Source organism: Paenibacillus qinlingensis, from assembly GCF_031455095.1.
Classification (GTDB): domain Bacteria; phylum Bacillota; class Bacilli; order Paenibacillales; family NBRC-103111; genus Paenibacillus_E; species Paenibacillus_E qinlingensis_A.
The window spans coordinates 158,536-171,345 of the sequence record NZ_JAVDSB010000010.1; the positions used below are offsets into that span (position 1 = coordinate 158,536).

General features: G+C 47.4%; 14 protein-coding genes. 4 read left to right on the top strand and 10 right to left on the bottom strand.

Annotated features, from left to right (window positions below):
- Positions 1-132: 132 nt before the first annotated feature.
- Positions 133-768 (bottom strand): YdcF family protein, encoded by a 636-nt coding sequence (locus J2736_RS22890; protein WP_310500911.1) that lies wholly within the window; start codon positions 766-768, stop codon positions 133-135.
- A 110-nt stretch (positions 769-878) separates the two neighbouring features.
- Complete coding sequence (locus J2736_RS22895; RefSeq protein ID WP_310500912.1) at positions 879-1,676, bottom strand: DeoR/GlpR family DNA-binding transcription regulator; 798 nt, start codon at positions 1,674-1,676, stop codon at positions 879-881.
- A 257-nt stretch (positions 1,677-1,933) separates the two neighbouring features.
- Here J2736_RS22895 and J2736_RS22900 point away from each other — a divergent pair, with 257 nt between their 5' ends.
- The 3 genes from J2736_RS22900 to J2736_RS22910 all read left to right on the top strand — a co-directional run bounded on the left by J2736_RS22900 (position 1,934) and on the right by J2736_RS22910 (position 4,166).
- Positions 1,934-2,680, top strand: coding sequence for an HAD family hydrolase (locus J2736_RS22900; protein ID WP_310500913.1), 747 nt, complete (start codon positions 1,934-1,936; stop codon positions 2,678-2,680).
- A gap of 288 nt (positions 2,681-2,968) precedes the next feature.
- Entirely contained in the window at positions 2,969-3,148 is a 180-nt protein-coding gene (locus tag J2736_RS22905) for a hypothetical protein (protein ID WP_310500914.1), read from the top strand.
- A 601-nt stretch (positions 3,149-3,749) separates the two neighbouring features.
- Complete coding sequence (locus J2736_RS22910; protein WP_310500915.1) at positions 3,750-4,166, top strand: VOC family protein; 417 nt, start codon at positions 3,750-3,752, stop codon at positions 4,164-4,166.
- A gap of 79 nt (positions 4,167-4,245) precedes the next feature.
- On the opposite strand, the gene J2736_RS22915 is transcribed toward J2736_RS22910, so the two are convergent.
- The 3 genes from J2736_RS22915 to J2736_RS22925 form a co-directional block, all read right to left on the bottom strand.
- Positions 4,246-4,671 (bottom strand): SRPBCC family protein, encoded by a 426-nt coding sequence (locus J2736_RS22915; protein WP_310500916.1) that lies wholly within the window; start codon positions 4,669-4,671, stop codon positions 4,246-4,248.
- A gap of 75 nt (positions 4,672-4,746) precedes the next feature.
- Positions 4,747-5,703 carry a sigma-70 family RNA polymerase sigma factor gene (locus tag J2736_RS22920; RefSeq protein ID WP_310500917.1) on the bottom strand — a complete coding sequence of 319 codons (957 nt, stop codon included), beginning with the start codon at positions 5,701-5,703 and terminating at the stop codon, positions 4,747-4,749.
- A 145-nt stretch (positions 5,704-5,848) separates the two neighbouring features.
- Entirely contained in the window at positions 5,849-6,586 is a 738-nt protein-coding gene (locus J2736_RS22925; protein WP_310500918.1) for a ThuA domain-containing protein, read from the bottom strand.
- 207 nt (positions 6,587-6,793) lie between these two features.
- Here J2736_RS22925 and J2736_RS22930 point away from each other — a divergent pair, with 207 nt between their 5' ends.
- Complete coding sequence (locus tag J2736_RS22930) at positions 6,794-7,753, top strand: AraC family transcriptional regulator (RefSeq protein ID WP_310500980.1); 960 nt, start codon at positions 6,794-6,796, stop codon at positions 7,751-7,753.
- Between the two features lie 17 nt (positions 7,754-7,770).
- On the opposite strand, the gene J2736_RS22935 is transcribed toward J2736_RS22930, so the two are convergent.
- The 5 genes from J2736_RS22935 to J2736_RS22955 are packed head-to-tail and all read right to left on the bottom strand — an operon-like array spanning position 7,771 to position 12,736.
- A complete protein-coding gene (locus tag J2736_RS22935) occupies positions 7,771-8,586 on the bottom strand; it encodes an SPL family radical SAM protein (protein ID WP_310500919.1) in 816 nt (271 codons plus the stop codon).
- A 15-nt stretch (positions 8,587-8,601) separates the two neighbouring features.
- A complete protein-coding gene (locus tag J2736_RS22940; protein ID WP_310500920.1) occupies positions 8,602-8,802 on the bottom strand; it encodes a CLC_0170 family protein in 201 nt (66 codons plus the stop codon).
- Positions 8,803-8,817: 15 nt separating this feature from the next.
- On the bottom strand, positions 8,818-10,038 hold the full coding sequence (locus tag J2736_RS22945) for a Ger(x)C family spore germination protein (RefSeq protein WP_310500921.1): 1,221 nt from the start codon (positions 10,036-10,038) through the stop codon (positions 8,818-8,820).
- Positions 10,019-11,134 (bottom strand): GerAB/ArcD/ProY family transporter, encoded by a 1,116-nt coding sequence (locus tag J2736_RS22950; protein ID WP_310500922.1) that lies wholly within the window; start codon positions 11,132-11,134, stop codon positions 10,019-10,021. Before J2736_RS22950 ends, J2736_RS22945 begins: the two co-directional genes overlap by 20 nt.
- 3 nt (positions 11,135-11,137) lie before the next feature.
- A complete protein-coding gene (locus J2736_RS22955) occupies positions 11,138-12,736 on the bottom strand; it encodes a spore germination protein (protein ID WP_397341407.1) in 1,599 nt (532 codons plus the stop codon).
- Between the last annotated feature and the right edge of the window lie 74 nt (positions 12,737-12,810).

Below are 12,810 nucleotides of genomic sequence, written 5' to 3' on the forward strand. Positions count from 1 at the left end.
GAGATTTAAAGCCAATTCGGGTGCATCGCTGCCTTGAATAATAAGACCAAAAAACAACAATCGGTTTCGGACTGCAACGATATCCCATATCGCCTGCTGTTCGAAACCGATTGCTGTTTATAGCTGTATGTATCACTGTGACATTCTACTGGTTTCTTTCCCCATCATATGAGGTGTATCCATGCTTAAAGCTTCCTTAATCCACGGCAATGTCATTTTATAATTATGAATTTCTCTGAACGTCAACTTCCATTGGGTCGGAACGAAATTCGGCCAATTGCGCTCCGCATACAGATCGGCCGGAATTTGCAGCGCCTTCATGATGTAGTTCATCCGGCGAATATGGAATGAATTGGACACCAGCACACAGGTGGTTATACCATGCTGCTGCATCATCAGCTTGCAGTTGACGAGATTATGCACCGTGTTGCGGGAGCGCGACTCCAAGATCATGCGATCTTCTGGCACCCCTTGGGAAAGCAGGTAATCGCACATAATTTCCGCTTCCGTCGTCGACGATTTAACCGCGCCACCGGACAGTATGATGTACCGGAACTTGTATGTCCTGAACAGCATAAGCGTCGTATCTAGTCTTTCCTTCAGCAGCGGGTGAATCTGATTGTCGTCGCACCTGTACCCAAGCACAATCAGCGCATCCGCATCGCGGCCTCTCAGCCTAGCGGTATGCATCCATACGAAATAAGCAAGCGGAGCGATTACCATAAGACCTATTACAGTAATCATCGCCGCAATGAGCCATTGAAGCACTGTGGTCAACCTCCTTAAGCAACATTTTTATTGGGATAACAAGAGGTGCCTCCTGCTTAACAACACCAGTTCACAAGCGGAGGCTTGGAGCTGCTGTATTCCCCCATAACCTAAACGAGTACGACGGAAACACCTTTCGCTTGGAGCGCGGCTACATCATCTTCAGGGGAGGATGCTCCTGTAATAATGTAGTCAAATTGCTCCACCGGACAAACGAAAGCCGAATACGTCTTGCCGAATTTCGTATGGTCCGTGACCAGGACGGATTTGGCGGAGCTTTGCATCATTAATCTTTTCAGCTGTGCGGTGAACAGATAGGGCGTTGTTATTCCATTCTTCGTATGGATACCGAGCGTGCTCAAGAAACACATATTAGCGCGAAAATGTGCGATAACCTTCTCGGCAAGCGGAGCAATCGTGCTCTCAGCAGCCTCGATTTCCCTCATATGCCCCCCGCAAACGATAACCGATATTTCCGGATTGGCGCTAAGAATGTACGCCGCTTGTATACTCGTCGTGATGACGGACACGTGGGAAAGCTCCGCTATTTTACGGGCGATTTCCAGATTCGTCGTGCCTCCGTCAATAAACACCGTATCCCCCGGTTCGATTAAGGCAACAGCCGCCTGCGCGATTCGCCGCTTTTCCTCGATCAGTATATCAGATTCTTGTTCGGTAGGAACGCCGTGGGAATCGGATACGGAGGTTGCGGCGCTAACAGGCTCGATGCGGACCGCTCCTCCGCTCACCCGCATAATCATGCCAGTTTCCTGCAAATGGGCTAGATCCCTCCGCACAGTTGCTGGAGACACTCCCAGTTCTGTACAGAAATGCTCGATCGTCACCTGATCGCTATTTTGATTAATTAAATCCAATATTTGCGCAAAACGCTTATCTCTCTTATCCATCTCGTCTAATTTCCGTCCTCTTTATTAAACTTATGATATATTCTCCTGAATAGTATACCGTGAATGATTGATAATTGGAACAAAAATGATTATTGATCATTTTATTTTTGTGTTTCATCATTTATTAATGTAATTAATCAGTATATTTATTGTCTAATGATTATTTTTTGATCATTTTATACAAATTGATTGAAACAACAAAGTATTTTGCTATAATTAGTCATAATAACGATCAAAAAATAATGGAGTGATGGAGTATGGTTGGCTACAAACTGATCGCATTGGACTTGGATGGAACTACGTTGAATGAAGAGGGGGTACTATCGGATGAGAACATCCATTGGATTCAAAAAGCCGATGAGGCCGGTGTCATCGTCATAATCGCCACAGGTCGGGGCAGACAAACAGCGCAGCCCCATCTGGATCGACTGAAGCTGCAGCACCCGTTCATTGTGATGAATGGGAGCGAAGTTTGGCGGCAGCCCGGCGAGCTGCTCGACCGGCAGTTCGTACCGCGAACCTGTATGAATCAGTGCATAGATTTAGCCAGGCAGTATGGTGTCATGTATTTTGGCTATGAGCTGTCACGCGGACTGTGCTGTAATTTCGAACCTTCCAGTGAAGAAGACAACGAGATGTGGATGAAGTTTTTATTCCACAGCGACGAGCTCGCGAAGCTGGATGAAATTCGCGGTATCATGACTGACTGGTCAGAGGTGGAGGTCAGCAGCTCCTCGGTAAAAAATATTGAAATCACCCCGAAAGGAATCAGCAAAGCATTGCGCCTTAAAGAAGTATGCGCTCTGCTGCAAATAAGCATGGATGAAGTCATCGCGGTCGGCGACGGCCCGAACGATATTTATATGCTCCAAGCCGCGGGGCTAGGGATCGCTGTCGGCAATGCAATGGAAGAGGTCAAGTTGGCTGCCGATATTACCCTTCCTTACACGAATGGAGATCATGCCGTAGCGAAGGTGATCCAACAGTACGTATTCCAGAAGTAGAACTCGACCGAGTGGCAAAATTGGCGTAAACCAATGCTCGCCTCAAGGTTCCATTTAGTTTCAAAATTTAGCTGTACGACTCACTGGGCATAATCTTAAACTATCCTGGCCACTTAATAAAAAGAGCGCTCCCGCGCCTTCGCTTGGGCTTCATTCTCCTCCGCGGGTAGTACCTAATTGTTCACATTCAGGGGACTTTCTTGTCGCTCTTATGTTATTGAGGTCTTATTCATCTGAATAACATATTTTATTTTACACAAACTTAAAGACGTTTAGGAGGTAAAAAAAATGTCTAATCAAAACAACAAACGAAATTCCAAAAATGTCTCAGAGAACATTAAGGATACTGCAGGGGCTGTATTTCATTCTGTTCATGAAGGGTTAGAAGCAACTGAAAATGCTGCAATGAATGCTGTTGATGCAACAGCTAATGCAATTAACAATTTAACAAATAATAATAAGCATTAATAGGGGTACCGCCAGCAACTTTGGCACACGTCAGGAACAGAAAAGATCACTTTCCATAAAAACTGAGGAGCTAGGCGGTCTTTCTCGCTTAGCTCCTACTTCTCGTGGGAGACGCGCAGCAGAACCTTTTAACACTAAGGTATTCTTCCTTGCTGCCACTACATGTTTAGATGTATAAACTACAGCTAATTTATCCGATTCTGACCTATTTTCAGGATTACATGGAGAAACTACAGCTAATTTGCATGAAGTTTGAAGATATGAGCAAATGGCAGGGAATTAACTACAAAAATACAGTTAACCTTTCGAATTCTAGAAATTCTATTCAAATAGATGGAGAATATCCAGTTAAATTATTGGATTCGAGAAATTGAAAACTCATCACATTAATCATAGTCCAGTTCCATCAGCAATCACACGATAACCTAACCAACTTCTCTTCACCCAAATAAATGATTTGGTTATTTCGTTAACATTGCATTCTGAAGATAGACCTCATATAATTGTCTACCGTAATCGATGAATTCCCGGCTCGGCTGTCGTCTATATAAATGAAGGCATAAATGAACACATACCAATTTAACGAAGAGGTGTTTTGAAAATGGCATTAACGTCCGCATTCACGAGCTTCAACCTGCCTGTAAAAAACGTAGAACAATCGAAAGCGTTCTTCACCGGACTTGGATTTCAGCTCAACCCGCATTTCCCCGATAATGAGAATTCGGCAGCCATCGTAATCGGCGACAACCTGCAGGTCATGCTGATCAATCAAGCATTCTTTACTACGCTCACGGAGAAGGAACTCGTCGATACGAGCAAGTATGCGCAGATGACGATTGCATTGGCCTTCGAGAGCCGGGAAAAGGTCGATGAAATCGTGAATAAAGCGGTCTCCTTTGGCGGGAAATTGCACGCTGAACCTGAAGATCATGGGTCCATGTATCATTGGGGCTTCGTGGACTTGGACGGCCATCTGTGGGCCATTAACTACATGAACATGGATGCGGCACAAGGTTAAGGCTAACGGAGTGCACGCTCGTACTAGGTTTCAAAAAGAAAGACGCCGGGTATCTTCCCCAGCGTCTTCTTCGCGATGATTAGTTTTGTTCGGTATAGGTTTTGAAATTGTTCATAATCCCTTGCCAGCCTGCTTGCTGGAACTCAACGGGATTGCTGCTTTCCGCGTCGAACGTTTCAATAACTTTCGTCTCATTCCCTTGATCGACGAAAGTAATATCCACTCTTCTTCCGTCTTCCATGGTGTAGCCGATCGCCTCATGGTGATTCACGACGTCGTAGACGCCGCCAAAATCAAAGCCCATGCTGCCATCCTTCGCTTCCATCCGTGTCAGAAACTTGCCGTCGACTCGCAGATCGTTTTCAGCTCTAGGCGCATGCCAGTCCTCGGACGCTTGATTCCACTTCGTGATGTGACCCGGCTCGGTCCAATAGCGCCATACCTTCTCGACAGGGGCCCCAATGACGGCTTGCACGGTTACTTTCGTTGGTTGATTCGTTTCCATTTTAAACATACACCTCTTTCTTGATATTGTAGTTTAGTTATTCTCAATAATATAGACGTAAGCTAATGACGAAATTCATCGGTCAATTCGCTCAGGCAGCCCAAATCGCGAAAATAATGGCGTATGAATGAAGTTTTGAACGTGCAGGATTTGATTTTCTTTGGTTTCAATGACGTGGATGCCCCAGGGGACCAGGCCAGATCCCTCTTTGTCCGGCATATACTGGGCCAACGCCGGATACCCGCCATTCACCGTAGTGGGCACAAATCGCGAACCTTCGCAATGCCAGCGAGTAAGCGAATAGAAGGCTGACAAGTCTTCCTTGCCGCGGATCCACATCTCGAATGGTGGCATCGACATGCAACCTTCCTCGTGGAACAACGCGACGAGCGCAGCAACATCAAATTGCTCGAAGGCCTCCACATACCGGGACAGCAGCTGCTGGTCCGGTTGAACGTTCATGCTGCTGAGCTCGTCCGAGCGAAGCTGCGCCCGGTCCATCGTCTCTCGGGCTCTTTGCAAGGCGCTGTTCGCCGCTGCCGGCGACATCGCCAATGTCTCTGCAATCTGCTTGGAGGACAATTCAAATACATCCTTCAAAATGAGTACCGCGCGCTGCCGCGGAGGCAAGATCTGCAAGAGAGCGATGAAGCACAGTTGAAGGGTTTCTCTGCGGACGAGCCGCTCCTCCGGATTGCCTCCAAAGTCGGGAGACGGCCAGATCCAAGCAGAGTCCGGCAGCGTGTCGCGCGGCTCAACGATGGCGACGGCCGAATCGAACAGGTCAACAGGAAGCGCGCGGCGTTTGGACTGTCTCAACTTGTCCAAGCAAAGGTTGGAGGCAATCCGATAGACCCAAGTTTTGAACGAGGAATCCTGTCTGAACGTGCTCCAGCTCTGCCATACCCGAATACTCGTCTCCTGAACAGCATCGTCCGCATCGTCCATGGAACCTAGCATTCGGTAACAGAACGAAGTTAAGCCCGGCTTCAAGCTTGCAAATAATGGTTCGTCAAATACGGTCTCGTTCATCGTGGCCTCCCTTAACGATCTCCCCGAAGGGTTGTACCTTCATTATATGCAATGAAGCGGACAGCCTCAATCCTAATAGATAGGCCGGATTCAGTAAAAGAAAAAACATGCCTCCAAAGTTGGGAAGCATGCTCTTTCAGCTATATTAAGCTTGAACCTTTGCTTTAATAACTTCCAAAGGCTTGTGGTTACCGTATTTCGGATACTCGCGCGTAGATGGCGCTGCCCACTGAACCGCATTGGAGATCACGCGGCGAATTTGCTCATTGTAGTACGTACGGTACGTTTCATGCCCTGGACGGAAATAGAAAATCTTCCCGTTTCCACGGTGGAACGTGCATCCGCTGCGGAAAACTTCGCCGCCTTCGAACCAAGAAACCATGATAAGCTCATCCGGTTGTGGGATATCAAAATGCTCACCATACATTTCCTCAGCTTCAAGATCAATGTACTCGCCAATACCTTCCACGATAGGATGGCCTGGAGCAACGACCCAAAGGCGTTCTTTCTCGTCCGCTTCGCGCCATTTCAGATCACAAGAAGTGCCCATTAACGTTTTGAACACTTTGGAGAAGTGACCGGAGTGCAGCACGATAAGACCCATGCCTGCCCATACTCGCTTTTGAACACGAGCTACGATTTCGTCTTGAACTTCACCGTGTGCTTTGTGCCCCCACCAGATCAGGACGTCCGTATTATTTAAAACTTCTTCCGACAAACCATGCTCAGGATCATCTAGTGTTGCATAGGTAACTTGGACGGAACCGCTCAAGCCCTCACCAATGGCTGTGTGGATACCTTGCGGGTAGGCTGCGCGAACTTTTTCATTTTCTTTTTCATGACGGAATTCGTTCCAGACCGTTACATTTAATGGTTTGCTCATTATTTTATGCCTCCAAGATAACGTATTCATTCTTACTTCTGAGTATAGGTTTTCCCTGGGCTCAAGGAAAGGCAGAATTGTGCCAAGTTCTTATTCAATAGTGTCATCTGCTATCCGGCAATGTTATACTTAATGGGACTAAATCTTAGTATCATTTACAATTCGTTTATTCAAAAATGTCCAGCCTTAGTGAGGTATTCCATGCCTATGAACCCTGCTCTTAGTCCAACGAACCTGAACCTAACCGAAGAAATCAGAAACGAAAAGGTTGTGTACCAGAACCCGCTTCTTTTCTTAAAAATATGGGAAATTAAACATGACGTCCCTCATTTCGGCACTCCTGACCCTTGGTCTTGGCATTGGCATAAGCAAGTCGAATTTCTAGTGGTAACCCAGGGGCAGCTCGCCATCCAAACCAAGGATGCCTATACGATCCTGGAGGCAGGAGATGTGATGTTGCTCGGCTCCTCACAGCCGCATCGCACGCATAAATACGCCGAAGAGCCCTTGCATCAGATCGTCTTTCAAATTGATCTTACGCAGCATTTTGACCTGAGCTCGCTCGCTTACTTGCATTTATTTTCAGAGCTGACGCACTCGCTTGAACCGTTTAATGCTCTTTTACGTTCAAATGATACGGTACGAACAGGCGCTTACCAGCTCATCCGGCAAATTTATGAGGAATCACAATCTCGCCAAATCGGCTACGAACTAGCCATTGTTGCTGCTATTAAGCACCTCCTGCTGCTACTGCTTCGTAATGATACACGTGATCTTGCTGGGCTAACCGAGGACTCTGGCATCTCACGCCTGCGGCCCGCTCTGGATTATATCGACGAGCATTTGACCGAACGAATTACGGTTGAAGATGTGTGCCGTATTTTGAATCTGAGCTATCATTACTTTATTAAGTATTTTAAAAAAGTGATGGGACTATCCTTTATTGATTATGTGAATTATAAACGGATCAAAAAAGCCGAGCGCCTCCTGCTCACAGGGGATCTCAGCATTATGGAAATTAGTTATGAAGCCGGTATTCAGAACATGGCTCAGTTCTACAAGCTGTTCAAGCGTTACAATCAGTGCTCACCAAAGGAATTCAAACAGCGATTGCGTGATCAGACGGAGATTCAGGATGAGCAGCTCATGACGCAAGAAGTCGAGTAAACAGATACGCCTCAGTCTCAGGGGAGGAATCCCGCCTGACTGATGAAAACACGCTCCTGCGGAAAATGCCGCAGGAGCCTTTCGTGCACGCGCTTATACGCATCCCGACTGTACCAGTCGGTCAGCCCCAGCGCGTCATAGATCGCACGCACGCCGATGCGCCCCGTGCGCCCTCCCCCACTGCCATCGCCCATGAAGTAATCGTCGATGCACACCCGATCCACGATGCCCGCCAGCCGCTCGGCGAAGCCGTCCGAGCTAGGGAGCGCTGGCGCTATCGTGGCCTGCACCGAGATCCCGCGCGCGGCGAGCTCGCGGAGTGCCTCTAGCCGCGCCGCAATCGGTGGCGCGGACGGGGTGAACGCGCGGCGGATATCCTCGCGGTCCGTCTCCACCGTCATGCTGACTCGGACGCGGTCGCCGAGCAGCTGAAGCAGGTCCGCATCCCGCGTCACAAGCGGGCTGCGGGTTTGCACGAACAAGAAGTCCGGCTGCGCCACGGATATCACTTCGAGGAGCGCGCGGGTGAGCCGCTCCTTGTATTCGATCGGCTGATACGGGTCCGTCGCCGAGGAGAAGAAGATCGTGACGGGCCCTTTGCTCTTGGCCCTCGCCAGCTCTTTGGCGAGGAGCGCGGGCGCGTTCTCTTTTACGTCAACCCAGCTGCCCCAAGATTCGCTGCGGAACAATGCCACTGGCATCTGCCGAACGTAGCAATAGGAGCAGGCGAAGGCACAGCCCGTGTACGGATTCAACGTATGCGAGTACCCTTCCAGGAAGCCGCTCGCTTTGGTTAGAAGGGACTTGGATTGCTTCCTCTGCACATGAGTCATGGCTTCACCTCCGTTTTATTTCCAGAACCATTTCTCATACACCATATAACCGAAATACGAAAGGAGACCTAAGGAAATATTGACCCATCCTGCAAGTAAAGCTCCTTTTTTCTCTTTTGGCCAGTTATCCTTCGCATACATTTTCACATCAAAAACTAAGAGGAGCAACCCAGAGATCAGCAGCAGCAAAACGGTGTAATTGTTAAAGGTAATCATTGGCCGAATCCTTCCCTACTCGGTTTTCGTCCCAATCCGTCTAATCTTAACACGCATCGAGACTTCCACGGACATCTCTTTATATTTTTGTTCCCATGCTTCTTTGGTTTTAATTTCCTTGTTCCAATAGGCTGGTTGGGTCGCGCGTACGTATTCCCCGAAGCCGAAAATATCACTGCCCTCTTTCTGCGTCTGTTGGATAAATTTTTCAAATCCGACTTCAGCGTCCTTTTGAATTTTCTCCTCTAACATCTTCAAACTTTCCCTTGTGATGAACGCTTTTTCATTGGATTTCTCCGTTAAATCCCCTTCGACTTGGCATTTTATGATGGTATGTACGTTCCCATTTCGAATAGTTGTCGTTATTCTCGACTTCCGGTGCATGGTTTTAAACATAGCCGTCGTTTTCTCCCCTGGGATTTCCTGAAGAACACTATACCCCCCTGGATTAATTTCTTTCATCGCCATATAATGGCCGATTTGCAAAGCGGTTGAAGTACCAACCATTTTATCGTTTTTAAAATAGGCCATACCCGCAAGTTCAATATTCGATTCCTTCTTCAAATCCAAATAGGGAAGAATCCCTTCCTGCCCTTTGGCAGAACTGGCACTGAAAAAGACGCCTAAGAAAATATTAGGCAGCTTGCCCATTTCTCTGGCATGTTCCAAGGTAGCGAGCAAATATAACGTAGGAACACGCTCCAATTGGGGCGTAGCCTTCATGATATCAGCCGCACTTCCTTTAGATACGACCATCCAAACGGTTCTTCTCACTTGAGGTTGACGCCGGAAAAAGTCATTCTCATTCTCGATGCCGTTTTTCGCTACGGCTTCCGAAAGCACAATGACCCGCAAATGGCCGAAAAACAACCGGTCTGCGAGCTGCTGTTGAAGATTCATTAAGGCATCCTCAAGGGTATAGCCAACGCTGCTCAGCACCCAGACCGGTTTCCCTCCTGCAGTGCTTTCAGATCCACCTCCACCTGTGCCTAACGGAATACGGCCGGGAATAGCAATCTGGACAGTGATGCGAATGAGTCCCTTATTGGTCTCTGTATCCTGTTTGAGTATATGCGTAGCATTGCTGTTCTCTTTCTCATCACCGGGCTTCGCTTTATCAATCCCAATAGCCAGGATGACGGCTCGATCTTCAATTTCTAGGCGATCCCAGCAGCCCGTAAGCAAAGGGGCAACCAACACGACAACAAGAATCTGTTTAATCAGATTTTGCCACAAGGTGATCACCCCGGCTTTTTTTCTTACGAATCATAGCCACCACCAATAAGACAAAGGGATACGCAACTGTGAATACGAGTCCCATTTGGCCAACAAGTTGAATGATCTCATACATCTGCATCAGATTTTGCGAGAACATGGCGAGAACATAGATGAATGGAACAAGAAAGAAGGCGAACATTTTATGATCTCGAAGATGCAACAGCTGGCTTGAAAAGTAAATAGCTAAATAATAGCTAGACAACAATGTCGTAAACACGGCAGTGACCCATACCGCAAGAAATGCACCATCTAAACGCTCCAGAACGTTAGCAGGCAGTGAAGTCGTCTTGGCTAGTTCCAGCGTTGGCCAAACTAATTTTTTAATTTCCTCTGCTCCGAATACCCCGACTGTCGCAATTACGATAAGAATATATAACGCCCCGGATGTTATCATGCCAACATACCCGGCAACCATGGCTTTCTCTGGCCTGCGCATCGCAGGGATGACGATTGTCATGACAAAAGAGCCTTGAAATAAGGACGCCATCGTCAGAATCCCCTTTGACATCCCGCTCGGTTCATTTCCCCATATGGGCAGAAGGTTGATTAGTTGAGCATTTTTTAGGGAAAGCACGACAATCAATAGCCCCGGAAATACGATAATCGGGAAATAAAATTGGTGGAAATAGGTAAAGGTTGTTATATCTGCACGAGAGGATACAGCCGCTAGCAGCAACATAACGATCACCGTCACCTCTAGCGGCGTTTTGGTTAAGACGGAAGTAACAACAACCTCCCCGAATTCACGTGAGGCCAATCCCGTAATCAAGCAAAAAAAAACGATAATCAGAACGCTGCATCCGCGCGCGGCCCATTTACCTATCAAATCTTCACTATACTCAATAATAGATTGCTTTGGAAAACGCATACCGAGCTTGGTTAAAAGCCAAAGTCCGAATAAACCAATCAAAAAACCTAGCATTGTTACAAGCGGCGCCCCGGAATCAGCAGCTCTGACAGCAAATAGTGAGAGGGCTAATACACCCACCCCAATAATCGTGCTAATCAATATGATCGCTGCTTGAATGACTGTGATCTGGCGGGGATGCTCCATCGATTACGTTCCTCCTTGTATGTCTGACTTCTTAGCGTTTAATGTATTGTTCGGCGCTTCTTCACTCATTTCTTGCGTTATTTTCCCAACACGGGTGTCATTCGGTGTATATAAAAGTGCCGGCCTCTTGGGCATGCTCCACAGTGGCAGCCGGGCTAGAATATCTTTCATCCCCTGAAAATTACCTGGGACTAGCGGGCTCAAGTAAGGAACTCCAAACGATCTCAAAGACAACATGTGGTTGGCAATTAATATCAACCCGATCATTACCCCGTATAAACCGAATATGCCTGATAAAATCACTAGTGGAAAGCGCAGTAATCTCAGGGCCAAGGCTGCATTGTAAGCCGGTGTGGCAAAGGAGCCGATCGTCGTTAAAGCGATAATTACAACCGTGATTGGGGAAATAAATCCTGCCGCAACCGCTGCCTGCCCAACCACAAGCACACCTACAATGGAGAGCGCTCCTCCAACCTGCTGCGGCAGCCGAAGTGTGGCTTCCCTTAATACTTCCATGGATATCTCCATAATCAATACTTCAATGACAGAAGGGAACGGCACTCCCGCCCTTCCCCCCGCTACCGCTACAGCAAACTCCGTCGGAATCAGCTCTGGATTGAACGAAATTAAAGCCACATATAACGATGGGAAAATCAGTGAGAATATCAAGGCTACCAAGCGTGACAGCCGTATGAAACTGACGAGGAGATATCGTTCTGAGTAGTCTTCTACCGTTTGATAAAATTGACTAAATACGGTAGGCAAAATGAGGGCAAACGGCGATCCATCCACAAGCAAGATGACTCTCCCCTCCAAGAGATTGGCGACCGCTTTATCTGGCCGTTCCGTATTTTGAATTTGCGGAAACGGGGATACATGATTATCTTCAATAAATTGTTCCAAATACCCCGCATCCAAGATGCCATCCGTATCAATCAACGATAACCGCCTGAACACCTCTTCAACAAGTGCAGGATTGACAATGCCATCGATGAAGCAAATCGCCACTTTGGATTTGGTGATACGCCCGATTCGCATCGTTTTTATTCGTAAATCCGGCGTTGGGAGGCGGTATCGAAGCAGAGCCAGATTCGTACCCAATATTTCAATAAACCCTTCCCTCGCGCCACGGATCACCTGTTCAGTCTCTGGTTGAGTAATCGATCGCTTGTCCACATGACGTGTACTGAAGATAAACGCATCCGTCACGCCATCAACTAAAAGGATGGTTTTCCCTTCTACGATGGCTTGGATAATTTCATTCAGTCCCGTTTCCGTTCTGCCTTCACACGCATAAAGCGTATCGTTCAGAAGAAACTCTGTCATGGAGCGGTTTACTGCTTTCGCATAATCTTGTGCGGTCGTTAACATCAGAGGCCTTAAAATGTGATCGTTCAAATACTGTTTATCAATCAGATCAGGAAAAAACATCGTGACAGCTGGTAGATCATCAAATATGCAAAACCGGCGTATGATGAAATCATCATTATCACCGAGTAACTTCTGAACGAAGGTAATCGTCTCTTCGAGTTGCGTGCCGACACTTGCCTCTTTATTCGCTTCCATAACCTGATGAGCAGGCGAATTCTTCAACGGTATCATCCGAGGCTGTTGACTTTGGGACTTGTGTTTAGTCCGTAGCTTCTTCCAACTCCAAATGGTCACGCAATTCGCCT